Origin of the sequence: Mucilaginibacter sp. McL0603 (assembly GCF_049992945.1) — a bacterium.
In the GTDB taxonomy this organism is placed as follows: domain Bacteria; phylum Bacteroidota; class Bacteroidia; order Sphingobacteriales; family Sphingobacteriaceae; genus Mucilaginibacter.
The window spans coordinates 2,456,466-2,481,925 of the sequence record NZ_CP188251.1; the positions used below are offsets into that span (position 1 = coordinate 2,456,466).

Sequence of the window (25,460 nt, forward strand, 5' to 3'; positions counted from 1 at the left end):
AAATGATTAAATTACCTAACAATTATATCCTAAAGCAAATTTCAAACTCAAACCTTTCAATATAAATAAGTGTGTTCTATGGACGCTAAACGAATTATAAAAAAAATTGCAGTGTTGGGTTCGGGTGTGATGGGCAGCCGCATTGCCTGTCATTTTGCAAACATCGGCTTACAGGTTTTACTACTTGATATAGTGCCTGAGGGTGTGCTAGAGGGTGATCAGAAAGCCCGGAATAAAATAGTTAACGATGCATTAGACTTCGCACTGAAATCAAACCCTTCGCCTATTTATCTAAAGGCTTTTGCTAAGCGCATAACAACCGGGAATTTTGAAGATGATATGCCAAAAATTGCAGAATGCGATTGGGTGATAGAAGTAGTGGTTGAACGTTTGGATATCAAGCAAAAAGTATTTGAAAACGTAGAAAAATACAGGAAGCCGGGAACCCTGATCACATCCAATACTTCAGGCATTCCTATACACTTAATGACCGAAGGCCGAAGCGAAGATTTTAAGCAACACTTTTGCGGAACCCATTTCTTTAATCCGCCGAGGTACTTGAAATTATTAGAAATTATTCCTACCAAAGATACATTGCCAGGCGTGGTCAATTTTTTAATGGAATATGGTGAGAAGTACGTGGGAAAAACAACGGTACTGGCCAAAGATACACCTGCATTTATAGGCAATCGTATCGGCGTTTTCAGTATCATGAGTGTACTGCACTATGTTGACAAAACCGGTATGACAGTGGAAGAGATAGACAAACTTACCGGTCCGGTTATTGGTCATCCTAAATCGGCAACATTCCGCACCAGCGATGTGGTTGGATTAGATACTATGGTGCATGTCGCAAACGGATTAAGCAAAAATGTACCGGATGATGAAGCAAAAGAATTATTCCAGATACCCGATTTCGTGAATGGAATGGTTAAGAATAACTGGCTGGGAAGCAAAACCAACCAGGGCTTTTATAAAAAGGAAAAGGTTAATGGTGTTAATCAATTTTATGCTTTAGATCTTAAAACACTGGAATATAAATCCTCGCAAAAGGTAAAGTTTGCCTCGTTAGAAACTACAAAAGCGGTTGATAATTTAAGGGACAGGCTTAAAATCTTGTTTGCTGCAAAGGATAAAGCCGGAGAGTTTTACCGCGCTACCTTTTACCAGCTTTTTGCTTATTCAAGTAATCGTATTCCAGAGATATCAGACGAGTTTTATAAAATAGATGCTGCCATGAACGCCGGTTTTGGCTGGGAGATGGGCCCTTTTGAAAAATGGGATGCATTGGGTGTTGAAAACACATTAAAAGAAATGGAAGCTGCAGGCAATAAGCCTGCACAGTGGGTTTATGATATGCTTTCGTCAGGCGCAAAAAGTTTTTATAGGACAGAGAACGGCGCACGATTGTATTATGATATTCCGACGAAAAGCTATAAAGTAATTCCTGGTACAGAAGACTTCATATTGCTGGATAATATCCGCGAAGCGAATACCATCTGGAAAAACAGCGGCGCAACTATTACTGATATTGGTGACGGAATACTTAACCTGGAGTTTCATACCAAAATGAATACGATAGGGAGTGAAGTAATAGAAGGAATTAATAAAGCTATTACCCTGGCCGAAACAAGTTACAAAGGCTTGGTTATTTCAAATGAAGGGGCCAATTTTAGTGCAGGTGCCAATGTCGGCTTGATATTTATGATGGCTGTTGAACAGGAATTTGATGAGCTGAGCATGGTGGTGAAAACGTTTCAGAACACGATGATGCGCATACGTTATTCTTCTATTCCTGTAGTAGTTGCCCCGCACCAGATGGCTTTGGGTGGTGGTTGCGAAATGTGCCTCCATGCCGATAAAGTGGTAGCCCATGCCGAACTGTATATGGGGTTAGTAGAATTTGGTGTAGGACTGATCCCGGGCGGTGGGGGCACCAAAGAATTCGCTCTTCGTCTCTCGGATGAATTACAGGATGGAGATATAGAATTAAATAATTTCAGAAAAAGGTTTTTAACTATCGGCCAGGCAAAGGTTTCCACCTCTGCTTATGAGGCTGTCGAATTTGGTTACCTTAAAAAAGGGCGGGATGTAGTGGTAGTATCTCAAAACAGGTTATTAGCTGAAGCAAAGCAGCATTGCCTGATGATGGCGGAAGAAGGATATGTACAACCAATACCCCGCACTGATATCAGGGTATTGGGCAAGCAAGCTCTTGGTTTAGGCTATGTAGGTGCCAACACCATGTATAGCGGTAATTACATTAGCGAGCATGATGTAAAGATATCTCAAAAACTGGCCTATATTCTTTCAGGAGGTGACCTTTCCCAGCCATCACTGGTAAGTGAAGATTATTTATTGAGCCTGGAGCGCGAGGCTTTTGTATCGCTTTGTGCCGAAAGAAAAACGTTAGAGCGTATACAATCCATTTTAACAGGTGGAAAAGTATTAAGGAATTAGCAGAAGTCAAGATATAAGAATCAAGAGTCAGGAAGAAACATCAATTTAAAAAAGTATAGACGGATAATCTTTGACAATAAATAATATTAAGCGAACAGTGAGTTAAGAATCTCTTTACCTTGAGTCTTGCCTCTTGATTCCTGACTCTATAATAGCAACAATTAATAATTAAAACTCTCAATAAATGAATGCATATATAGTGGCGGCCAAACGCAGCGCAATTGGAAAAGCTAACCGGGGCGGATTTAGGTTTACCCGGCCGGATACGCTTGCTGCTGACGTTATTAAACAGCTTTTAGCATCGGTGCCCAATGTTGATAAGGAGCAAATAGATGATGTAATTGTAGGTAATGCGACGCCTGAAGCAGAACAGGGTTTAAATGTAGGCCGACTGATCTCGTTAATGGCATTGGATATAGATAAAGTGCCAGGTATGACTGTAAATCGTTATTGCGCTTCCGGATTGGAGACCATTGCTATTGCCTCGGCAAAAATACATAGTGGCATAACCGATTGCATTATTGCGGGTGGTGTTGAAAGTATGAGCCTGATACCCATGGGTGGCTGGCGTATCATACCCAATGCCGATGTTGCCATTGCTCATCCTGATTATTACTGGGGTATGGGCTTAACAGCCGAGGCTGTTGCAAAAGAATATAACATCAGCCGTGAGGAACAGGATCAGTTTTCTTATAACTCACATCAAAAAGCAATTAACGCCATCAAAGATGGTAAGTTCAAAGATGAAATAGCTTCCGTAAATATTGCAGAAACCTATATTGATGAGCAGGGTAAAAAGAAGAAAAGGGAATTTATGGTGGATACCGATGAAGGCCCGCGTGCTGATACATCATTAGACGCGTTGTCGAAACTCAAGCCTGTATTTGATGCCAAAGGAGTAGTTACTGCAGGAAACTCCTCACAAACAAGTGATGGAGCGGCTTTTGTAATGGTGGTGAGTGAACGTTTTTTAAAAGAAAATAAACTTGAACCAATAGCACGACTGGTTAATTATGCAGTAGTAGGGGTACCTCCCAGGATTATGGGGATTGGTCCGCTATTCGCCATCCCGAAGGTGCTAAAAATGGCAGGAATGAAGCAGCAGGATATAGACCTGATCGAATTAAACGAGGCTTTTGCTTCGCAATCGCTGGCTATTATTAAAGGTTTGGAACTTGACCCTGAAGTTGTTAATGTAAACGGTGGCGCCATAGCCCTGGGGCACCCGCTTGGTTGCACCGGTGCAAAACTTTCTGTTCAGCTTTTTAACGAACTGAAAAGAAGGGATAAAAAATATGGCATGGTTACAATGTGTGTAGGCACAGGACAGGGAGCAGCAGGGGTATTTGAATTATTACAATAATCGTCAGGCTACATTTTAGCCTGACTGAACCAAATGAAGAAGTAAAGATGATATACTAATAGTTATAAATACTGCCCACATATGGAAAAAGCGACAAGATTATTTGATTGCATGACAATCCAGGCCAAAGCCCCACTGGATAATCTGTTAAATGCAAAAGTGAATGGCGCCTGGAAATCATACAGCACACAGGAAGTGCATGATATGATAAATCAATTGTCCATAGCTCTTTTTAATATGGGCATTTCCCGGGGAGATGGTACAACCGAAGGCCGGGATAAAATAGGGCTCATAAGCGCCGGCCGGCCGGAATGGCTAATAACCGATCTTGCTGTGCAACAAATAGGCGCGGTGTTAGTGCCATTATATCCTAACACCAATTCTAAAGAACTTGAGCAGATACTAAACGAGGCAGAAGTAAAATATGTATTTGTCAGCAACAAGGAATTGTACGATAAGGTAAACGAGATACATTCAAGAATCCCATCATTAAAAGCAATTTTTTCATTTGATCATGTCGAGGGCTGTACTAACTGGACCGAATTACTTAAACCAATACAGGAGAAAGACCGCCAAAATTTAACGGAGATCAGCAATACTGTTAGTGAAAATGACGTAACAACCATCATTTATACCTCAGGTACAACTGGTCGGCCAAAAGGAGTGATGCTGACCCACAAAAATATTTTGAGTAATGTGATGGCTTCAGGGTTGGTGCTTAATCAAATACCAATAGCACAAAAAAAAGCTTTGAGTTTTTTACCAATGAACCATATTTTTGAAAAAATGGTGGCCTATATCTACCTCTTCTTTGGATTTTCGATCTACTATGCTGAAAATATGGATACTATCGGCCCTAATCTGAGAGAAGTAAAACCGTATCTTTTTTCTGCAGTGCCCAGGGTACTTGAAAAGGTATTTGAGAGAATAATAACTGAAGGCAAGAAATTAACGGGCATAAAAAGTAAGATTTTTCTATGGTCAATAAAAATAGCCGACCAATTTGAAATTGAAAACAAGAGTTTATGGTACAAGATAAAATTAGCTATAGCCGATAAGTTGGTTTATAGCAAATGGCGTAATGCAATAGGTGGAAATGTAAGCGCTATAGTGGTTGGAAGTTCTGCTTGTCCGGTTAGGCTTGAAAAAATTTTTACGGCTGCCGGTATTGTTATTTTAGAAGGTTATGGACTTACTGAAACTTCGCCGGTGATTTCGGTTAACCATTATGATAAAAGAAGCAGAAAGTTTGGAACGGTAGGCCCATTATTGAGTGATGTAGAGCTGATGATTGCCAGTGATGGAGAAATACTTTGTAAAGGACCGGGCGTCATGGTAGGGTATTACAAAAATCCGGAACTAACGGCAGAGGTAATGGAAGGCGGATGGTTCCATACCGGGGATATCGGTGTATTAGATCAGGGTTCGTTTTTAAAAATTACCGATCGTAAAAAGGAAATATTTAAAACATCCGGTGGAAAATATGTGGCTCCGACACCTATCGAAAATAAAATGAAGGAAAATTATTTTATCGGGCAGATGATCGTTGTCGGATCAGAAAAGAAATTTGTATCGGCCCTGATTGTACCTTCTTATGCCAATTTAAAACCGTGGTGCTTGCAAAATGGTATACCTTTTTCATCTCACGAACAAATTATTAAAGATAGCAGGGTGATTGCAATGTACCACTCCATAGTAGATACATACAATCTTGAATTTAACCATGTAGAGCAAGTGAAAAAAATAGCATTACTTGTTGATGAGTGGTCAACAGAAAGCGGAGAGCTTACACCAACAGGAAAAATGAAAAGGAAGGTGATCACTGAGAAATTTCATGACGAGATCGAAAAGATGTACCTGGACGAATTGACTGAAAGCTCCAAACTGGTAAGCTAATTAATCTTATGAACACACTTCAAATAACAGTCAACGACAAGTTGACGGTAATTGCCCTCGACAGAGGGCGTTCAAATCCCATTAATCACCAAATGGTTAAGGAGCTAAGCAGCTGCATAAAGACGTTTGAGAGTGATGACAGTATAGGCGGTGTGATCTTGACGGGTAAGGAAGGCTTTTTTTCTTCAGGTATCGACCTGATTGAAGCTTACGATTATAATGAGGAACAGAGCAAGGAATTTTGGATTGATTTTTTAGCTCTTCAGCATGATTTAGTGTCTTTTAAAAAACCATTGGTAGCAGCTATAAGTGGCCACAGCCCGGCAGGCGGTTGTGTATTAGCAATTTGTTGTGATTACCGGGTAATGGTGGAGGGTGATTTCATTATCGGCTTAAATGAAATTCCGGTAGGTATTATAGTTCCTGAAAGCATTTTTGATTTATATGCATTCTGGATTGGTAAGCATAAAGCTTATCAATATTTAATGGAAGGTAAACTTTTAAAGGTTAATAAGGCATTGGCTATTGGGTTGATAGACGAAGTAGGTTCACAGGAAAGCATAATGCATGTAGCCGAGAAAAAAATAAGAACTTATATGCAGTTAAACCCTGTTACCTGGAGCCAAAGTAAATTAAACTTACGTAAGGGACTTATCAGTAAATTAAATGCTGACCAAACGGCCACTTTAAATGTGATGTTGAAGCAATGGTGGGCACCGGAAACCAGGAAAGGCTTGCAAATGATCATTCAAAACTTAAAATCCAGAAATACTCCTGTAAAATAATTGATTGATAATGAGCGATCCTAAAATAATAAATGATTCTGCTGAATCAAAATCAAAAGCCGGAATGTTAAGAGACGATGCTTTGAAGGGTAAAACAGTTATTGTTACAGGCGGCGGTACAGGGCTTGGCAAAGCTATGGGTACGTACTTTTTAAAATTAGGGGCTAATTTGGTAATCACCAGCCGTAAGCTCGACGTACTAAAGCAAACGGCTGCCGAGATGGAAGCCGAAACCGGTGGGAAGGTTTTAGCAATTGCCTGCGATGTAAGAAAATACGATGAAGTTGAAAAAATGCTTCAGGAGGCTGTTGAAACTTTTGGCCGGGTTGATGTATTAGTAAACAATGCTGCCGGTAATTTTATTTCACCTACAGAACGCTTGTCTGCCAATGCATTCTCAACAATTATAGATATTGTATTAAAAGGCTCGGTTAATTGTTCCCTGGCATTGGGTAAATACTGGATTGGCGAAAAAATACATGGTAACATACTAAATATCGTAACAACTTATGCTTTTACCGGCTCAGCCTACGTGGTTCCGTCGGCATGTGCAAAAGGCGGAGTACTGGCCATGACCAGGTCCTTAGCAGTGGAGTGGGGTAGGCATAACATACGAACCAACGCCATTGCTCCCGGCCCTTTCCCAACTAAAGGTGCCTGGGAACGTTTACTCCCCGGTGAAATGGCTCAAAAGTTTGATTTTAAAAACCGGGTGCCGCTTAAACGTGTGGGAGAGCACCAGGAGCTGGCTAACCTGGCCGCTTTCCTAATATCGGATTTTTCAGGCTACATTAATGGAGAAGTAATTACAATTGATGGCGGTGAATGGTTGCAGGGCGCGGGTCAATTTAACGCGTTGGAAATGATATCAAACGAAATGTGGAATGCCATTGGGAAAACCAGAGCGGGCCTTTAAATAATGATAGGTTATTAAAATTAGCTTTACGTTTTCAGGATGGTCTCATGTGTCGCCTGGCAACTTTTGATAGCATAAAAAGTAAAAATTATTCATTTGTTATTACACTATTTTTTTAAGTGAATATTAATTTGTAATTTAACTATCATTAAAATGTTACATAAAATGGGTGAAAACAAGGTGTGTTTTAGACAAAATAAATATTAAGTTTGTTATCAGGCCTTAATTGCTTGACCTAATGATCAATATTTTAAATATTGCGAAACTTGCTATCCTTTGAAAATTAATTTTTAGATAATTAAAGATTAATTAATTTTTATCTACCCCCTCAGTATAGCATTCTTATTATTAGAGAAGTAAATGGCCTAATAAGATTGGAATTCGGCGCGTATTGTTACCTAACCTATATACAATTAAATTTATGCCAACCGGTAGTAAAGCTTCTTTATTTGGCCGCTTATCAATACAACAGCGTCTGCCACTTTTGATTTGTTCCTTTTTGCTTTCTGCTATTGTGATATACGGTTGCGCCAACTATTACAGTTTGAAGAAAGCTACCCTGATAATAGGCCAAAGTCGCGTCAACACACTGACGACTCAAATGAGTTCAATGTTTGGCCAATCGGCGATGGCCCTTGTAAAAACTGAACACGCGACCGCCAAACAAAATGCTGTGATACAATTTCTTAAATCAAATGGGCAGCAGTACCGGCAGGAAACTCTTAGTGAGCTTGACAAATTATACAGGGACAGCACGTGGGTTTCGATCGAATTACTGGATCAGAACCTGGTACCCGTTCTTCGGTCCGGCAAGTCGGCTGTTAGTATAAAAATTCCCGTGAAGGATGTATTGAAAGTCACCCCCGTAGGCCCGGACTCGTGTAAAATAGGAAGACTATATATCGAAAAAGACGCCATGTATTATCCTGCTATTGCTGCGGTTACGGATAATGAATGCACAATAGGATATGTTGTATGTTGGCAAAGGCTGCTGGCTAGTCCACAAGCGGTGGCACAGTTTTCACTGCTAATGGGCACCGGCTCGAAACTTTATATAGGAAATAAGGATGGAAGCATTTGGACAGATATGATCAGGCCTGCCGTTGGTCCGCCATTTAAAGTTAATCATATTTTGGAGCCTATCGAGTATACAGATCACGATAACGGGCTAAAATTCGCACAAGCACAGCCAATACCGCAGACAAGTTGGGTAGTTGCAATAGAATTTTCGGAACAAAGTATGCTAAGTGGAGTAAACAGTTTTATGAAGTGGATCTTCATTTTTGGTGCACTGCTAACCGCGATAGGCATTTTGGCCGCCTGGATAATGAGTCGTAATATTACCAGGCCACTAAACCAGCTTACCATAGCAGCGAAAGAAATTTCACAAGGGAACTATTCAACGGCCGTTTCCATCAATGTGTACAGTAATGATGAATTGGGGGAGTTAGCTACTGCATTTAATGTGATGTCAGCCGAGATATTCCATACGTGGCAGAACCTGGATAATAAAGTTAAAGAACGAACTACTCAACTTGAGCTCGTCAATAAAGAATTGGAAGCCTTTTCCTACTCGGTGTCACATGACCTCAGAACCCCATTGCGCGCCATAAATGGGTATTCAATTATGCTTAAAGAGGATTACGAAGAGAAACTGGATGCAGAGGGTAAGCGGATCATTGGAAATGTTATTACTAATGCGAGAATGATGGGGCAGTTAATTGATGATCTGCTTGCGTTTTCGCGTTTGGGCAAAAAAGAATTTGTGAGTACCGGGATCGATATGCAATCGCTTTCAACAAATGTTGTTAATGAGTTAATACAACATAATCTGGAAAAAGATTACCTGATCAATATTGGTTTACTGCCCCCCACAGAAGCAGACCAGGGTATGATCAAGCAGGTTTTAATAAACCTGCTTGGTAATGCTATAAAGTACTCATCAAAAAAAGACAGACCAGAGATCGAGATTGGATCAAAAGACGAAGAAACAAGAACAATTTACTATGTGAAGGATAACGGTGTCGGATTTGATATGACTTACGCTGGTAAATTGTTCGGTGTTTTTCAGCGCCTGCATTCACAGGAGGAATTTGAAGGTACTGGGGTTGGCCTTGCTTTAGTAAAACGGATAATCGATAAGCATAAAGGTGAAGTTTGGGCCGAAGGCCAGGAAAATATTGGCGCCACATTTTATTTTAGTTTACCTAAAAAATCATATAATGGACGATAACAGAGTCGAAATTTTATTAGTTGAAGATAACCCGCACGATGCGGAAATGACTATCAGGACCTTGAAAAAAATAAATCTGGCCAACAGGTTGATCCATTTAAAAGATGGTGCAGAAGCATTGGATTTTATTTTTGCAAAAGGGGCATATACGGGTCGGAGCATAAATGACAGGCCGAAAGTGATTCTGCTGGACATTAAAATGCCTAAAGTGGATGGCATTGAAGTCCTCAGACAGATCAAATCCAACCCCGATACAAAAACGATCCCAGTAGTTATCATGACCTCATCAAAGGAAGAACAAGATATTATTACCAGCTATAACCTTGGTGTAAATAGCTACGTAGTAAAACCGGTTGACTTTGATGGCTTTGCAAAAGCCGTATCTGAACTCGGCTTTTACTGGCTGATTACTAACCAGTATACCGATTGATTTTTTTGCTGACATAGAAATTTTATACTATGATTCAAAGTTTAAAAATCCTGCACATAGAGGATATCCCGAGTGACGCTGAACTTATAGAACGAACATTAAAAAAATCGGGCATTGAGTTTGAAAAGCTTCTTGTCGACACAAAAGAGGAATACATAAAAGCGCTGGACAACTTTAATCCTGATGTGATTCTATCCGACCACTCGCTTCCAGCCTTTAACTCGCTCGAAGCGTTAAAGATACTGAGGCAACGCGGAGCCAATACTCCCTTCATCCTGATAACCGCTACGGTGTCCGAAGAATTTGCGGTAAGCGTAATGAAAGAAGGCGCATCTGATTATGTGTTAAAAGACAGGCTCCAGCGTTTGCCCAACGCTATTATAAATGCGATTGGGAAGCATCAATCGGACAATGAACGCCAGGTGTATTTAGATAAAATATTTGCCAGCGAAACTTTATTTACAAAAGCTGAGCTGCTGGCTGAATTTGGCACCTGGCGGATTGATCTTGCTACAAATTCAACTAATTGGTCGCCAGGAACTTACAAGCTTCTAGGATATGAGCAGGGTGAAGTAGAACCCACTTATGAGAATTTTCTTAAAAATATCCATCCGGATGATGTCTCAACAGTAGATGAAACATTTAAACGCTCCGTCAGAAGTATTCAACCGTATAAGAGTGAATGCCGCATAATTAATAAAGATGGCAGTATCAGGTACCTGCGCAGACAATTTGAATTTGAATTAGATGGGGAAGGAAAACCAGCTGTTATCATTGGTTTTAACCAGGATATAACCCGGGAGAAGCTGGCTCAAATGCAAATAGAGCAACAGATTGAAGAATTGAGGGCTGCAGCCGACAGACAATCTGCAATATTGAATGCCCTGCCTCCTAATATCGTACTTCTTAATGAGGCTGGTAAAATTGTAGCGGTAAATGATTCCTGGAAAAAATTCACTATCGTAAATAATCTTGGAGTACCAAGGTACGGTATAGGGTTCAACTATCTTGCCATTTCAGAAAAGGCTACCGGTATGGATGCCTCATCCGTTAAAAAAATTTCTAAGGGAATTAAAGAGGTAATTGCAGATGAGAAAAACGAGTTTTCAATGGAATACTGCTATTATTCAGGGTCTCAAAAATTGTGGTTCCAGTTAATAGTAGCGCCGCTGACGGATAAAACCAGGAAAGGTGCTGTAGTATTACATATTGATATAACCGCCAGAAAGCAGGCCGAAGAACTATTGCTCCAATCCAGAGCTAATCTGCAAACTGTTTTTGAAAATACCGATATAGCCTACGTGCTATGTGATATTGAACACCGGGTAATTTCTTTTAATACCAAAGCTAATGAACTTTGCCTTGCGCATTTTAACAAGCGTTTGAAGGTAGGCAGTGATGCCCTTATCTATTTCCCCAAGAATAAAATACCTAACCTGAAAGATTTGTTCCGGAAGATCATGAATAATGAGCGGATTAACTATGAAACCACTTATGATCTTAAAGACGGCACTGTAAGATGGTACGAAGTACGATGGGTTGGCGTGGCCGACACCGAAAAAATAAACATTGGTTTTATTGTCGCATTTAAAGATATCACGGAAAGAAAAATATCGGAATTAGAAAACGCCCGTATTACTGCCGATCTTGTACAGCATAATAACGACCTCGAAAAATTCGCTTACATCGTTTCTCATAACCTGCGCGCGCCGGTAGCCAATATTATTGGTGCGTCAAATGTATTGAACAATATAGAATTAAGTAAAGCTGATAAAGAAAAACTCAGCAGGGGGATCAATATATCTGCAATGAGACTTGACGAGGTTATAAATGACCTGAACCAAATCTTACAGGTAAAAGGGGGAATTGATGAGATCAAAGAAAAAGTTCGTTTTTCTGAACTGGTTGATCATATAAAGGTCAGCATCATGGATCTGATCGATAAAAATAATATCGAAATTAAATATGATTTTTCTGAGATCAACGAGTTTTTTGTCTTAAAGCCTTACTTATACAGTGTCTTTTTTAACCTCATTTCGAACAGTATAAAATATCGCCGTCAGGAGGTTGACAGCATCATCGAGATTCGTAGTCGTCTGCAAAAAGACAGGGTAGAATTAATTTTTACCGACAATGGGATGGGCATTGATCTTAAAAAAAATGCCGGGCAGATTTTCGGCTTATACAAACGATTCCATTCAAACATAGAAGGAAAGGGGATGGGTTTGTTTATGGTAAAAACACAGGTGGAAACACTTGGAGGGGAAATAAGTGTCGAGAGCGAGGAAAATAGCGGGACTGAATTCAAAATTGAATTTAAGATATGAGCACAGACTTAAAATACATTATTGTGGATGATGAACCCAAAACTAAGCTCCAATAAAATTTAGAGCAAATCAAGTAATTGATAATCAAATTATTAATGACTTGACAAGTTTGTTTAGTGGAGGCAACGGGACTGAAATTGAACCTAAACTTTTGGATTTATTTAAAATTGAAGAGTTTGCATTACAATTAAATAGTTTATAGAAATACTGGCAGGAATGAACCTAAGGTAATTGGTGAGTGCCTTTCCCGTTCAATCAAACCTGGGCGACGGACTACGCTGTATCTGCATATTTTCCGGCTGGTAAATTTCCTGATTAATCAGGATTATTGCGTTTCTTTGGAAGCATGTTTGCGCACGTACATTCTTTAAACTTGATAATGAAGAAAATACTATTATTTTTATTATCAGTACTGCTACCGGTTGCCGCCTCATTGGCTCAGTCAATCAAAGGACAAGTGGATTCAGCCCTGATGCCGGTGCTTAATCCGCACTACCAGGACGAGTTTACTTTTGATAAACCGGTCAATCCGGCCTTATGGAATTTGCAGCATGGGTTCCATGTCAGTTTTGGTTCGGAAGATGCACTGTATTTTAGAGTAGAAGCGCCTCAATTAAAAGAAACATATTCATGGACAGGGTGCGGATGGCGTGGTGAGCGGCTGAATGCCCAAATAGTTGTATGGTCGGCAGATACGCTTGAGCAGGTCCGTTTCAAATTGGGGGACCTGAGTGATGGCCAAGGTCATAGGATTAGTAAAAGTAATATCAGCCTGAACATGGTGCGTTATGTGCTGGCCAATTATCCCTATGGCTCTGACAAAGTGGATTGTGGCGGTTCACCTTACAAGGATGGCTTTTTGATGCCGGACCGATTTGAGCAATTCGACCGGTTTGATGTCCCCGGAAAAACGGTAAGACCAATTTGGCTAACCATTAATGTCCCGGCCGGTATGCAGCCAGGTCGTTATAAAGGAAATGTCGAGGTGTTGGCCAAGGGATTCGAAAAATCATTACAGCTTGATCTCGAAGTGCAAAACCAATTGCTTCCGCCGCCGCACGAATGGAAATACAGGCTTGATCTGTGGCAAAATCCATGGGTGCTTGCATGGCATAACCATTTACAGCCGTGGTCGGAGGAACATAAATTACTATTAAAAAAGCATTTGAAGTTGTATGCTGATGCCGGTGGTAAATATATTACCACCTATGCGGTCAACTCCCCGTGGAGCGATAATTCATATACGATAGAAGGCGGTATGATCGGATCAATCAAACAAAAAAACGGCATTTGGAAATTCGATTACAGCATATTCGATGAATATGTAGAGCTGGCAATGAGTGTTGGTATAGATAAGGCCATAACGGTTTATACACCCATCCCGGGAAATTACAGGTTTCGTTATATAGATGGTGTTACCGGAAACTATATTACAGAGTCCTGGCCTCCAGGCTCGGATAAGTTCAAGGCATACTGGGAGCCATTTCTGAATGACCTGAGGGCGCATTTGCAAAAGAAGGGCTGGCTGGATAAGACCTATATCGGCATCAATGAAAATCCAATGAATGAGACATTGACTGCGATTAAGTTTGTTAAAGCTAATTGGCCGGGATGGAAAATCACTTACGCCGGGGACTGGCATCCGGAACTGAATGACCTGTTAAATGACTATTCATTTGTTAAAGGCAAGGAGTCCCCAATAGATATAATGGCGCTGCGCAAGGCCAAAGGGTTTACAACAACTTATTATGTGTGTTGCACGCCTCCTAAACCTAATACATTTCTATTTTCTCCGCCAATTGAAGGTCAGTGGATCAGCTGGTATGCGGCGGCGTATGGATATAACGGTTTTCTTCGCTGGGCCTATGACGCCTGGACACAGGATCCCAGCAGGGATGGGCGGCACGGAAGCTGGGCCGCCGGAGATTGTTACCTGGTTTATCCCGGCGCTAATAGCGGCATCAGGTTCGAAAAATTGAGAGAGGGTATATCTGACTACGAGAAGATCAGGATATTAAAGGAAAGTGTTGCTGTATCAAAAGATAAGAAATGTAAAGAATTGATGGCCAGGTTGAATGAACATATGAAAACGCTGGTCAATGAACATGAATTTAACGAAGATATCTTAAAGATGCAGGTAAGCGAAGGCCAAAAACTGATTCGTGAGTTAGGTGACCGTCTCGCGAAAAAAAAATAGCGATATGAGAACCCGGATTGTTTTATTTGTGATATTGAGCGGTGCAGTGCTGAATGTAGTGGGACAACAATCTGTTTTAAAAGTGACTTGTGCTGAATACGACGATTATAAATTGACACACAACCTGACGGCTTTCGGTCCCATTCCGACAGCTTTTGATCCAAATGGCGTGTATCCTTATGTTAGTTATTGCGAAACATCCAATCGGCCGGCCCCAAAGAACTATCATTATATCGTTATAGGAAATGCCAAAATGCAGGTTACTATATGCCCTGACCTTGGTGGTAAGGTTGTTTCGATGGTAATAAAAAGCTCTGGTAAAAACGTTTTGTATACACCTGATGTGGTGAGGCAGACGCGAATATTACCGCGCTTTTATTTTACTGCAGGGGGGATCGAAGTTAGCTTTCCCATATCTCATTCACCAAGTCAGAACGAAAAGGTAAGTTACAGGATCGACCGGACAGCCGGCAGAACCTATGTGACTTGCGGAGAGCGGGAATTACGTTTTGGTATGCAATGGTCCGTCGAATACTCGCTGGGTACTGATGACGATTTCTTAACAGAACGTGTTATTTTTAATAACCCAGGCACTGAGACATATCCATGGATGTCATGGTCAAACGCGGCTGTCCCTTCGGAACCTGATACCAGGTTTTATTTTCCCAGGGGCAGGGTGTTGTCCCATTCATCAAAACTGGATACGATCGACTGGGAAAAGTCCGGCCCAAAAAACCAGTCAGATATTAAGGAAATGACCGGCTATTTTTGGCAAACAAGCAATGTTAACGCTTTTGGTGTATATACGCCTTCACTGCGCACAGGTTTGTATCATGTTGCTAATGAGGCTATCGCGCCTGGTATCAAATTATGGAGTTATGGTGTTGCAGCCGATACCTCCTGGGCCATGTTAAGCACTGCAAAGCGGCAGCAATACATTGAATTGCAGGGAGGGCCCATAAGGGATCAGTCTATTAAACTCGAATTGAAGCCCGGCGAACACAGGTGGCATGCCGAGTACTGGATCCCTGCGGATAAGGAATTGGATATTTCACAGTTGAAAGTGCCTTCTGTGTCATTGCGGCCTGTAAAGAATATTCCTCTTTTCGGATGGGCACGACCTGAAAGTGTCGAGATTTGGGAGAATTTGCTGCGGGCTTATCAGCAAAAAGGCAAGGTACCCGCATTCCCGGCTATCGATCTGGATATATGGCCCCCATCGGGTATGGAAAACCTCAACGCCCCGTTCCAATGGGCTATTGGCAAAACCAGTGGTGCAACTGCCGACACCTGGCGGTTTTATTACGGAACCTGGCTGGCAGGACGCGGAAAGGCGGACGATGCAATAAAAATGCTATCGGTTTCCAAACTGGGACTGGCAAAGGCGCTACTGGCAAGACTGCTTGCGCAAAAAGGTGACCTGGCAGCTGCCCGAAATGCGTTTGGGGCTATATCTGAGCCCTGGTTACAGATACACCCGCAAGTGATCATCGAACGTGATAAAGTGTTGCAGAGCCTTGGAAAACATACGCTTGCCGAACGTGAAAAATGGCTGACAAAAGTCGCTGCGCTAAAGGATGAGTTTGTGCAGGAGAGGCAGGTGCAGCTATTGATTGATAAAGGCGAACCGCAGGCTGCGAAGGAGCTGCTTTTATCCATCCCTTTCCAAATGGTTCACCAAACCTATACACGTTCCGATTTATGGATGCAGATATGCTCTCAGTTGAATATTTCACCGCTCCCCATACCGCGGCAATTGGGTGAGGATGAATTGGCCAGGTTCGGCGCTTACCGTGAATATAAAAAATAGGTCCGTGGTACTATTGAGGTGCTGCCTATAAGATCAGTTTTATATACTCCGAATAAAGCAATCTAAAACAGAAAATAACACTTCCTGCCTGTTTATCAAAGAAAGTTACAAACGGATCAACGCAAAAGCGCATTTACAACTAACCCTAAAAACTAAAACAAGTTAACTTGTTCGGTTCTGGGTGTTTGTAGTTCCTGCTGGTAAGAGCGGATCAGGCCGATCAATTCCATACCATACCGGGCAGTTTTTTGCACGCCCACACCTTTGAGGGCGCTTAAAGCCTTTAAAGTGGCCGGCATTTTTTCGGCAATCGAGGCTGCTGTTTTTTCAGATAGCACCATTCCGGGCATCACGTTTTCTTTTGCCGCGGTTGTTTCCCGCCAGGTCATCAATTGTTCAAATAATTTTTCGTTCGGCAGGGCATTCAGGGCTTTTAAATAGGAGCGGTCATGGGTGGTCGGCTTGTGTTTTGTCAGGGATAAATAAGCAGTAGTTGTAAATGGGTTTTCGGCGAAATACTTCATTAATTGTATGCGGTTCATCAGCCAGATAATCAGATGGTCGGCCTTTTCAGCTTGTTCTTTTGATTGGCCGATGAAGTTTGGTAGTTGTCTGTGCAGATTTTCAACAGCAGCACTTAGTTTTTCCAGGAAATAGCCGGCCGCTTGACTGCTGCGTTCAATTTTTAATTGTTTTGTGAACTTATTGGCGACACCCAAAATATCTGCTTGCAATTCTGGCAGCAGGCTCTCAAAATTTTGTAATTTAGTTTTTAGTGGCTGAAAGCTGAACAATTCGCCCAATAAATATATTTGATATAATTCCCGGTCACGTATCAGGCTCTTTGCGTCCGGCTTGATTGCTTGCGCCTGCTCGTTAAAACGGACAACGGCTGGGTCTCCAATGATATTATGCGCAGCAACCGGGTTGCGTAGTACCATGCCGGATAAAGTTCGGCAACGGCTCAGCGCTACGTAGGCCTGGCCGTGGGTAAAGGCCTCGCTCACATCAATGATTGCTTTGTCAAAACTCAGTCCCTGGCTCTTATGGATCGTGATGGCCCAGGCCAATTTTAAAGGTATCTGGGCAAAACTGCCTGCGTTAGTTTCGCTAATGGAATCACCCTCCATCTGATACTTTACATTGGCCCATTCAAGTGCCTCCACTGCTATCTCCTTATCCTCGCGCCCGCATTGCACAAACACAGTGTTTCCAGCAATGTTAGCGACCGTCCCGATCTTTCCATTATAATACAACTTTTCCGCCGAGCTGTCATTTTTGACGAACATAACCTGTGCGCCAATCTTTAATTTTAGTTCAGTTTCAGTTGGGTAGGCATCTTTGGGAAAGTCGCCGCGAATCGTCGCTTTAAACTCGTGTTCATGGCCCGCCAGCGCTTCAATAAACTCGCTATTGATCTGCTGCGCGATGTTGTTATGGGTAGTTAAAGTAATATATGGATCATCGGCGGCCGGACGGAAGCCCGGTAAATAACGTGCGTTCAATAAATCAAGGCTTTCCGGGCTGATGTTTTGGTTACGAACCTCGTTTAATAGGTCCACAAAGGCCTGTTCTTTTTGCCGGAATACGTGGTCCAGCTCGATCCGGACATACGGCGCTTTTTGAAGTACCAGGCTGCTAAAGAAATAGGGTGTCCGATAATAGCGGCTCAAGATCGGCCATTCCTCCTCCCGGATGATGGGGCTGAGCTGGGAGAGATCACCGATCAATAGAAGTTGCAGGCCACCAAATGGCTGTACAGTGTCTTTGATATTACGCAATATCAGGTCGATTTGGTCCAGCACATCCGGCCGTACCATACTGATCTCATCAATAATTAGCAATTCCAGATTAGCCAGTAAGTCTTTCTTTTCTTCGCTGTAGTGCATCTCCGGGCGACCATTTCCCGAAGGGATGATCGGACCGAAAGGAAGCTGAAAAAAGGAATGAATGGTCATACCGCCGGCATTGATTGCGGCCACGCCGGTAGGGGCGACCACCGCCAGGTTCTTTTTACTTTCCTGCCGGACCTTTTGCAGAAACGTCGTTTTCCCGGTACCTGCTTTACCCGTTAAAAAAACAACGGTATTGGTACTTTCTAAATAATCATAGGCCAATGCCATCGCTGGGTTCATGGTCGTCATTTCCAGGTTTAGTTAAATTATCTAAAATTTTCGCTTCATGAATCGGCTGCTAATTTATACTAATATTTTTAGTAATTGTTATAAATAATTACTAAAAGTTTTTCACTTTTGTTTTATCATGTTTAACAACGTCTATTTATTCACAGAAGCAAAAGCTTGGGTCAAACGAAAGAATGGTCCGGATGAGGTGGTCAGGATCATACCCGCTATAAAAAATGAGGGCCGGGTAAAGAGCTATGAATTATTTGTTGCTTATGATTACCCGGAGTATTTGGGCAGAATATTATTTGATGAAAATGGCTTTTGGATTTACGAGGGAACGGTGTTTAGTGTGCCTGAACAGGAACAGCTGGCCGTATTCATTATTAATTATAAGGAAGCAGTATGATGGAACAGTTAAGTTTTTTCGCAGAGGCAGGGCAGAGCAGGAATTTGCCTTCGGAGATGCTGGAATATACGCCGGGTTTGATCGATAGCGGAACCAGTGACCGGTTAGTAGAGAAATTTATACGGGATACACCATGGAAGCAGACGGTACAAAAGATGTGGGATAAGGAGTATTTGACACCACGGCTGACGGCCTGGTACGGAGATGTTGGTACGGATTATTCGGTATCCGGAAAAATATCCAATCCTTTGCCATGGACGGATGAATTATTGATGATCAAAGCAATGATCGAACCATTTGCTGGTATAAGGTTCAATAGTGTCTTATTAAATTATTATCGTGATGGCAACGATTCGGTAGCCTGGCACTGCGACAAGGAAAGTATTTTAGGCAAACGGCCCGTTATCGCCTCGGTCAGCTTCGGGCAGGTCAGGAGTTTTGATATTCGCAACAAACAGGATCATAAAGAACATTATTCGGTCAGGCTTGAACATGGCTCTTTACTGATAATGAAGGCAGGTTTGCAGGAGGCTTTTGAGCATAGGGTCGCGAAATCTGTACGACCAATGAAGGCGAGGGTAAATTTGACGTTCAGGTTGGTGATACCGTAGCTGAACTGCTAATGAGCTGAGGGTTCATTTTGATGAAATATCCGTATCGCCTTAATATATCTGGATTTATAATAGGCCGTCTGGAAATCAGTTTCTACAACGCCTTCATTTTTACCGGAAGTGGAATGCATAAAACGGAGCGGCTCGCCGGGGGCGGAGGAGATAATGCCCATGTGTCCTACAGTTTTATTGGTACTGTCTGTACCCGTAAATAGGATGAGGTCGCCCAGCCTGGCTTCTTGTAAGGAGATTGGTGTTTGTACAGGCGTGAAGTCTAAGGATGTCCGGGGCACCCTGATATTAAAGTGATTAAACACATAGGTCACGAAACCCGAGCAGTCAAAACCTTGGTTCGGGTCGGTTGAGCCATATTTATAAGGCGTCCCGGCAAGTGAGCAGGCGAAATTGACCAGTTCATCAGGTGTTGTCTTCCCTGTTTCAATATGGGTGATGTGTTCTGCTTCGTAAGGTGTCAACGTTTTTTTGTGTTCGCAGGAGACTAAAAGCAAGAGGAATAAAGTAATGTGTTGATAGTGGATCGTCATAATATCCTGTAGGTTACAAACGGGGTTAAAGTTCAGAAGTCGGAGGGAGGCAATCAAACTTTCCTATAACTGATTTACCGGCCAGGGTAAGGTGCCGTTTTTTCTTTTAAACAGTTCATTTATCTCTAAATCAGTCTAAGCGCCTGTTCAGAAACGAAATGAAGTTATGATATTTGCGTTACCAAAGCCTGAACCTATCAGGCATCCGGTATTTCAGGTTCTACCAGCTTAACGAGTTTATCCAGCGAATCCTGCCAACCCAGGTAACACATTTCGGCCGGTATCGCAGCCGGTATATTTTCATGTAAAATTTTCAAATCGGTCCCTGCGGATGTTTTTTGAAGCCAGACAGTATAGGTCATTTCGCCAGGCAGGTTCGGGTCATCAAATCTGTCCTTGTATTTTAGAAACTCATTTGGTTTTATCTCTAAATACTCTCCGCCAAATGACTCGAATTTGCCAGTAGTAAAATTTTGAAACGACATTTTGTACGCACCGCCTACTTTAACGTTCATCTCGTGTACGGTGCAAAGAAAACCATAGGGCGGCAACCAGGAAGCGATTGCGAGGGATTCAGTAAATGCACGATATACCTTTTCAGGCGAAGCCTTAATCACTCTATGCAATGAAACTTTGTTTTCTGACATAAAATCATTTTTTGTGTTCCTACTCATTTGGCTTTTCGGTTCGCCCGTTTTTTGTGGTTGCTGCTCCACTAGTAAATACGGTATTTACCCGATTTAATTTCCTGATCATAGCTGGTGACACTATTTGCAACAGCCTTTTTCCGGATACTTACCTAAATAATATCGGTATCTGTTAATTTAACAAATTAACGCAGCTACGGTTTTTTTAAGCAGACCTAATTGGACTAAAGTCGAACCGTTTGGCGAAAGCACCAGGCTCTTACCCCTATTATTTAGTTGGTTCGCGTCCAGTTTGGGGAACCAGGCTGGGCAAGCGCAATTTTTTGTCGCTTGTTTTTTTTCTTTAGATAATTTTTCTTAAGTTACTTTCAAATACAAAGTACTTTTGTTTATTTTGTATTACATAAGTATTTTTCTAATCAAAAAATCACGGTTATGAAAATTTCAAGAAAAAAATTTGTTTTCCTATTCCTAATTTCCGGGTTTGCCTTTCTTTTTATCTCTAACGTAATTTTTCGGTCAGCCGTCCGACTCATTCCTGAAAGCGGAGAGTCTTTTCTGGGAACGAAATCACTAATGGGATGGAAGAGCACCGTGTCCACAATTCTATATCCTATCAAAATTGTTTTGGTAGGCCCCATGCTTCCTCTTATCAATTTGCCGGATCCGCCACCTCCATTTTTGGTTATTGGATTTGCTTTCTATTGGACTATCCTTGCACTGGTAATTCATTATCTCATCTGTAAAATTAAGCGCTCGCAACTAAAAACATGATTTTTAGCGGGATCAGATTATTCCACGATTCTCATTTCCAAAATTTGGAGTAAATCCCCAAAAAAATTCGACATAATTTTGTCCAGTCTGGGGAGCAAGCCCTGCATACGTGGGCTTTTTTATTGCACAAAATTTGCAAGAATCGTTAAAAGACCTGTTGTAAGGAATATGCATGTTGATTTTTGGCAAGCGGTTATTTGGTCAAGACATGAGGGTAATCTCAACATGTGTTCATTATTGCCTCTATTATTTGCATTTTTAGGATATGAAAAGTAGTTGTTTGGGGGGCGGGATAGCTGCGCTATTGCTGATAGCCATCACAGGCTGTGGCCTGGTAAAGTCACTCGGTAAAAATCCGGAGGGCGAAGAGCTTGCCCGATTGAAGACTTTGCCTAATTACAGAAATGGCAGTTTCCAAAATTTGGCTAAACATCCTGATTCGACTGTCAAGTACAACCATTTCCTTTTTATCTTTCGCCGCCGCACAAAACCCACCAGGCCTTCTTCAGAGCTGCCATGGGTTAAAACTAATTTGAAGACTCTGGCTGCTGCTACTGCGCCTACCGTCGTTTGGTTCGGACATTCATCTTTGCTGATCAAAACCATGCAGGGCAATATACTTATCGATCCGGTTTTTAGCAACCAGGCCGCCCCGGTGCCTGGGGTGCTTAAGGCATTTCGGGGCACTAAGCATTATCACGCCAATGATATGCCGCCAATCGATGTGTTGATCATTTCCCATGACCACTATGATCATTTGGATTATCCCACCCTGATAAAATTGAAAGACAATATTAAAACGGCCGTAGTGCCGATGGGTGTAGGTTCACATTTGGTGTACTGGGGATTTGATCCTAATAAAATCATCGAACTGAATTGGAACCAATCGGTCACGCTGCCTGGTGGGCTCCGAATCACCGCTACGCCGGCGCAGCACCATAGCAAACGTACGTTTATAAAAGATAAAACACTTTGGGCATCTTATGTGATACAAGCAGACCAGTACCGGCTGTTTTACAGTGGCGATAGTGGCTATGGTTCTCACTTTAAGCAGATCGGACAGCAATATGGTCCATTCGATCTGGCGCTGCTGGAATGTGGACAATACAACCAGATATATGTTCATTTAGGCCTTGGGCAAGCTGCCCAGGTCGCCGTTGACCTGCATGCCCGTTTGCTGCAGCCTATCCACTGGGCCAAGTTCCCGGAAGCTAATCATCCCTGGTACGAACCAATAAAAACGCTTCTGCCTGCTGCTGAAAAGCTGGGTATCCAGGTAAACATTCCACGTATCGGGGAGCCTTATACTTTGGGTGATCCGCCCAGGAAAGTAGCCTGGTGGGATTTTTGAATAAATTATTTGAGCTGATAACCTGTATGTTATTATTTAGAAAACTTAATTACAGGGTTGTAAACTATTTTCTATAAAAAATGGCACCAACGGTTAGAACTATTAAAACTTTTAAACTTATTCGAAGTGGCCTAAACGGGGTTCGAAAAGCTTCCCCTACTGGCTGCTACTTTGCTTTTGTCTTTTAACAGGGTTTGTATAAAAATTCCGTGTGTATACGACATGTTGCACCAGATAAACGTTAATATATCCACTATTACTTCGCGAAAATTAATATTATATTTGTGTATGCCAGTTATTAACTAATACTATACCTTTAATTATCTTATTATGAAAAAAATCGTTGTACTTTATTTAGCAGCAGCACTAAACTTGCTAAGTTTGCAGGTTTTTTCTCAAAGCAAAAAGGATACTACTGCCACATTGGGCCTTGCAGGAGATAACCTTGATCTTTATGCTGTATTAGATTTGTTTCAAAAGTCAAAAACAATTGAAGCGTTTGAAAAATCGTTGAATGATGAAAAATTAAAGATCAATAACCTGGATCTGAACCTGGATAAAAAAGTCGATTTTATCAAAGTAGTCACTTCAAAAAAAGACAGTTCGTATACATTTATACTCCGCGATGATATCAGTAAAACTGAATCGCAGGATGTTGCCGTCATTTTGTTAGATAAAGGCAAAGGCGGGAAGGTCAGCTTGCAAATCGTGGGTGACGAGGAATTATATGGCAAAGATTATGTTATTGAGCCAAAGGGTAATTCGTCAATTACCGCTAACCCCGGGTATACCGGAGAGAAACCCGTTACGGTTAATGTTCCGGCAACAACTACTGTAGTGGTGCAATCCGCCCCGATCGTACAGTATGTTTATTCGCCCGCATATGTACCTTATTATCCGCCTTATTATTATGGATACTCCCCGCCCTGGTTTGCATTTGCAACCGTTATGGCAGTAGGTATATATCGTCACAATCATTACTACCATGGTGGTTATCATGGAGGTTATGGTGGAGGGAATGCTGTGGTCATTAATAACAGAAACAGTATTAATCATTACAATAACACCAGAAACACATCCAACACCGTACGCAACAACCAGGATAGGGGCAATTATGGTAATGGCTCAATAGATCGCGGGGGAAACAGAGGTTCGGCATCAACCCGCCCAGCTAATTCACCATCCAACAGGGCAGGAAATGGAGCTTCTGCCTCAAACAGGCAATCACCTTCTGCCTCAAACAGGCAATCACCTTCCGGATCAAACAGGCCCTCAACATCCGACAGGTCCTCAACATCAAACAGGCCCTCAACATCAAACAGGCAATCGCCGAGCAGGTCATCTGGTTCATACAGCGGTGGTGGGCGTTCCATGGGTGGCGGTCGTTCCATGGGCGGCGGCGGTGGCAGAAGACGTTAGCTCTACTATATTGTACGAATACTATAGTTAAAATTCAAAAATTGAAGGCTGAATAATTAAATAAAAAACCCGGTAACAGAATAAATATGTACCAGGGATTTTGTGTTTATAAAACGCATTGCGCTTTGCAGTTTTTATAGATGAATGAAACTACAATTTAAACGTACAAATTAATAGAAAAAAATGTTTCATGGAACAAAACCTGAAAGCGAATTGTAAGATTCGTTTTTTAAAAAACCTAATTACACCAATAGAGATTTATAAATAAAACGCTCTTCGAAAAATATTTTTGATCAGTTTTTGAAAAGCATGTGCTAAATCATTGTTATTTAGTGAGCCCATCGGAGGCACTCATATCTCTAACAGCGACATATTTGCCATTTCTTTTTTCAAAAAGGCTCATATAATTCCCTGTATTAAGTGTCGTTTTGGCAGAATCAATCACTGAAAAAGAACCAAGTTCTACAACAAGGTTTCCATCATTTGATACAAAAACTTCGTTAGTTTTATACTTGATCTTATCAATAGGTGAAGTCAAATCAGACGTTAAAAAAGCAACAATTGATTCCTTGCCCACTAACGGGGGCCTATTTGGATAAAAACTTTTTGCATCATCTGCATAATAACCAATACTTCTCACTTCTCCGCTATTGTAGACATTAGCAAACGAATCTTCCTTCGCTTGAATTTCTTTTTTGATTTGTTCTTTATCAATTTTTGCGTTACAGGCGAGCATTAGCGCTATTATACAACATAATGCGCATCCCTTTAGAATCATGTTTTTCATAATTAATTGTTCTATTTTACTAATATAACGATAAGCCCAGCTATATAAAAATAATATGAGATTGCTTTAAAGTTTACTTTTAGCAATACTTCCCGAGAAACTTGACCTTTTACATGCAGAACTTAGAAAAGACTATATGAGAAGGCCTAAATATTCAAGGAGGTAAGTTACTTAAATTTGCTTAATAATTACAAAGAAAGACTTTTTAAAATTCATCTCCTCAGGCAAGCCAAGTGTGTTTCGCTTGACCGTTGAGCGTCCACGCTCAATAAAAAAGCCCTCAAAATCATTCTGAGGGCTTTCAGTGGAGCCAAAGGGATTGAAATCGAACCCTTGATTCCATTTTTGTGCTTTTTAGATGATCTTAAAATTGGTTG

18 protein-coding genes are annotated in these 25,460 nt (G+C 41.5%); 14 read left to right on the top strand and 4 right to left on the bottom strand.

Translation table 11 applies throughout. The features are described 5' to 3' along the window. The first annotated feature begins 78 nt into the window (after window positions 1–78). From ACPPVU_RS11600 to ACPPVU_RS11645, 10 genes are all read left to right on the top strand, one after another. Window positions 79–2,460, top strand: a complete 2,382-nt coding sequence (locus ACPPVU_RS11600) for a 3-hydroxyacyl-CoA dehydrogenase/enoyl-CoA hydratase family protein (RefSeq protein ID WP_426671872.1) — start codon at window positions 79–81, stop codon at window positions 2,458–2,460. A gap of 184 nt (window positions 2,461–2,644) precedes the next feature. Further along, window positions 2,645–3,823 (top strand): acetyl-CoA C-acyltransferase, encoded by a 1,179-nt coding sequence (locus ACPPVU_RS11605; RefSeq protein WP_426671873.1) that lies wholly within the window; start codon window positions 2,645–2,647, stop codon window positions 3,821–3,823. A gap of 81 nt (window positions 3,824–3,904) precedes the next feature. Continuing rightward, on the top strand, window positions 3,905–5,719 hold the full coding sequence (locus ACPPVU_RS11610; RefSeq protein ID WP_426671874.1) for an AMP-dependent synthetase/ligase: 1,815 nt from the start codon (window positions 3,905–3,907) through the stop codon (window positions 5,717–5,719). A gap of 8 nt (window positions 5,720–5,727) precedes the next feature. Next, window positions 5,728–6,504, top strand: a complete 777-nt coding sequence (locus tag ACPPVU_RS11615) for an enoyl-CoA hydratase/isomerase family protein (RefSeq protein ID WP_426671875.1) — start codon at window positions 5,728–5,730, stop codon at window positions 6,502–6,504. A gap of 10 nt (window positions 6,505–6,514) precedes the next feature. Beyond that, entirely contained in the window at window positions 6,515–7,420 is a 906-nt protein-coding gene (locus tag ACPPVU_RS11620; protein WP_426671876.1) for an SDR family oxidoreductase, read from the top strand. A 421-nt stretch (window positions 7,421–7,841) separates the two neighbouring features. Then, on the top strand, window positions 7,842–9,653 hold the full coding sequence (locus ACPPVU_RS11625; RefSeq protein ID WP_426671877.1) for an ATP-binding protein: 1,812 nt from the start codon (window positions 7,842–7,844) through the stop codon (window positions 9,651–9,653). Beyond that, window positions 9,643–10,083 carry a response regulator gene (locus ACPPVU_RS11630; RefSeq protein ID WP_426671878.1) on the top strand — a complete coding sequence of 147 codons (441 nt, stop codon included), beginning with the start codon at window positions 9,643–9,645 and terminating at the stop codon, window positions 10,081–10,083. The genes ACPPVU_RS11625 and ACPPVU_RS11630 overlap by 11 nt, the downstream gene beginning before the upstream one ends. A 29-nt stretch (window positions 10,084–10,112) precedes the next feature. Next, window positions 10,113–12,410 carry a PAS domain S-box protein gene (locus tag ACPPVU_RS11635; protein WP_426671879.1) on the top strand — a complete coding sequence of 766 codons (2,298 nt, stop codon included), beginning with the start codon at window positions 10,113–10,115 and terminating at the stop codon, window positions 12,408–12,410. Window positions 12,411–12,789: 379 nt separating this feature from the next. Next, window positions 12,790–14,607 (top strand): glycoside hydrolase domain-containing protein, encoded by a 1,818-nt coding sequence (locus ACPPVU_RS11640; RefSeq protein WP_426671880.1) that lies wholly within the window; start codon window positions 12,790–12,792, stop codon window positions 14,605–14,607. Window positions 14,608–14,611: 4 nt separating this feature from the next. Then, a complete protein-coding gene (locus ACPPVU_RS11645; RefSeq protein WP_426671881.1) occupies window positions 14,612–16,417 on the top strand; it encodes a DUF5107 domain-containing protein in 1,806 nt (601 codons plus the stop codon). A gap of 152 nt (window positions 16,418–16,569) precedes the next feature. Here ACPPVU_RS11645 and ACPPVU_RS11650 read toward each other — a convergent pair whose 3' ends face one another. Further along, window positions 16,570–18,561 (bottom strand): HRDC domain-containing protein, encoded by a 1,992-nt coding sequence (locus ACPPVU_RS11650; RefSeq protein ID WP_426671882.1) that lies wholly within the window; start codon window positions 18,559–18,561, stop codon window positions 16,570–16,572. A 118-nt stretch (window positions 18,562–18,679) separates the two neighbouring features. Between ACPPVU_RS11650 and ACPPVU_RS11655 the strand changes: the two genes are divergently transcribed. Continuing rightward, on the top strand, window positions 18,680–18,949 hold the full coding sequence (locus ACPPVU_RS11655; RefSeq protein ID WP_426671883.1) for a hypothetical protein: 270 nt from the start codon (window positions 18,680–18,682) through the stop codon (window positions 18,947–18,949). Continuing rightward, the gene (locus tag ACPPVU_RS11660) at window positions 18,946–19,560 is read left to right on the top strand and encodes an alpha-ketoglutarate-dependent dioxygenase AlkB family protein (RefSeq protein ID WP_426671884.1); all 615 of its coding nucleotides are present in this window, start codon (window positions 18,946–18,948) and stop codon (window positions 19,558–19,560) included. Before ACPPVU_RS11655 ends, ACPPVU_RS11660 begins: the two co-directional genes overlap by 4 nt. A gap of 8 nt (window positions 19,561–19,568) precedes the next feature. On the opposite strand, the gene ACPPVU_RS11665 is transcribed toward ACPPVU_RS11660, so the two are convergent. After that, a complete protein-coding gene (locus ACPPVU_RS11665) occupies window positions 19,569–20,105 on the bottom strand; it encodes a C40 family peptidase (RefSeq protein ID WP_426671885.1) in 537 nt (178 codons plus the stop codon). Window positions 20,106–20,302: 197 nt separating this feature from the next. Then, entirely contained in the window at window positions 20,303–20,752 is a 450-nt protein-coding gene (locus ACPPVU_RS11670; protein WP_426671886.1) for an SRPBCC family protein, read from the bottom strand. A 1,039-nt stretch (window positions 20,753–21,791) separates the two neighbouring features. Between ACPPVU_RS11670 and ACPPVU_RS11675 the strand changes: the two genes are divergently transcribed. Both ACPPVU_RS11675 and ACPPVU_RS11680 read left to right on the top strand, forming a co-directional pair. Continuing rightward, entirely contained in the window at window positions 21,792–22,877 is a 1,086-nt protein-coding gene (locus ACPPVU_RS11675; protein WP_426671887.1) for an MBL fold metallo-hydrolase, read from the top strand. 330 nt (window positions 22,878–23,207) lie between these two features. Continuing rightward, complete coding sequence (locus tag ACPPVU_RS11680; RefSeq protein ID WP_426671888.1) at window positions 23,208–24,296, top strand: hypothetical protein; 1,089 nt, start codon at window positions 23,208–23,210, stop codon at window positions 24,294–24,296. A gap of 325 nt (window positions 24,297–24,621) precedes the next feature. Here ACPPVU_RS11680 and ACPPVU_RS11685 read toward each other — a convergent pair whose 3' ends face one another. Next, on the bottom strand, window positions 24,622–25,083 hold the full coding sequence (locus ACPPVU_RS11685) for a YybH family protein (RefSeq protein WP_426671889.1): 462 nt from the start codon (window positions 25,081–25,083) through the stop codon (window positions 24,622–24,624). Between the last annotated feature and the right edge of the window lie 377 nt (window positions 25,084–25,460).

What these genes read in the sequence shown, in the direction of transcription:
- ACPPVU_RS11645 (WP_426671881.1), top strand. Translation starts at nt 14,612, where the DNA reads ATGAGAACCCGGATTGTTTTATTTGTGATATTGAGCGGTGCAGTGCTG.
- ACPPVU_RS11625 (WP_426671877.1), top strand. Translation starts at nt 7,842, where the DNA reads ATGCCAACCGGTAGTAAAGCTTCTTTATTTGGCCGCTTATCAATACAA.
- ACPPVU_RS11665 (WP_426671885.1), bottom strand. Translation starts at nt 20,105, where the DNA reads ATGACGATCCACTATCAACACATTACTTTATTCCTCTTGCTTTTAGTC.
- ACPPVU_RS11630 (WP_426671878.1), top strand. Translation starts at nt 9,643, where the DNA reads ATGGACGATAACAGAGTCGAAATTTTATTAGTTGAAGATAACCCGCAC.
- ACPPVU_RS11655 (WP_426671883.1), top strand. Translation starts at nt 18,680, where the DNA reads ATGTTTAACAACGTCTATTTATTCACAGAAGCAAAAGCTTGGGTCAAA.
- ACPPVU_RS11620 (WP_426671876.1), top strand. Translation starts at nt 6,515, where the DNA reads ATGAGCGATCCTAAAATAATAAATGATTCTGCTGAATCAAAATCAAAA.
- ACPPVU_RS11640 (WP_426671880.1), top strand. Translation starts at nt 12,790, where the DNA reads ATGAAGAAAATACTATTATTTTTATTATCAGTACTGCTACCGGTTGCC.
- ACPPVU_RS11675 (WP_426671887.1), top strand. Translation starts at nt 21,792, where the DNA reads ATGAAAAGTAGTTGTTTGGGGGGCGGGATAGCTGCGCTATTGCTGATA.
- ACPPVU_RS11650 (WP_426671882.1), bottom strand. Translation starts at nt 18,561, where the DNA reads ATGACGACCATGAACCCAGCGATGGCATTGGCCTATGATTATTTAGAA.
- ACPPVU_RS11600 (WP_426671872.1), top strand. Translation starts at nt 79, where the DNA reads ATGGACGCTAAACGAATTATAAAAAAAATTGCAGTGTTGGGTTCGGGT.
- ACPPVU_RS11670 (WP_426671886.1), bottom strand. Translation starts at nt 20,752, where the DNA reads ATGTCAGAAAACAAAGTTTCATTGCATAGAGTGATTAAGGCTTCGCCT.
- ACPPVU_RS11680 (WP_426671888.1), top strand. Translation starts at nt 23,208, where the DNA reads ATGAAAAAAATCGTTGTACTTTATTTAGCAGCAGCACTAAACTTGCTA.
- ACPPVU_RS11610 (WP_426671874.1), top strand. Translation starts at nt 3,905, where the DNA reads ATGGAAAAAGCGACAAGATTATTTGATTGCATGACAATCCAGGCCAAA.
- ACPPVU_RS11615 (WP_426671875.1), top strand. Translation starts at nt 5,728, where the DNA reads ATGAACACACTTCAAATAACAGTCAACGACAAGTTGACGGTAATTGCC.
- ACPPVU_RS11685 (WP_426671889.1), bottom strand. Translation starts at nt 25,083, where the DNA reads ATGAAAAACATGATTCTAAAGGGATGCGCATTATGTTGTATAATAGCG.
- ACPPVU_RS11660 (WP_426671884.1), top strand. Translation starts at nt 18,946, where the DNA reads ATGATGGAACAGTTAAGTTTTTTCGCAGAGGCAGGGCAGAGCAGGAAT.
- ACPPVU_RS11605 (WP_426671873.1), top strand. Translation starts at nt 2,645, where the DNA reads ATGAATGCATATATAGTGGCGGCCAAACGCAGCGCAATTGGAAAAGCT.
- ACPPVU_RS11635 (WP_426671879.1), top strand. Translation starts at nt 10,113, where the DNA reads ATGATTCAAAGTTTAAAAATCCTGCACATAGAGGATATCCCGAGTGAC.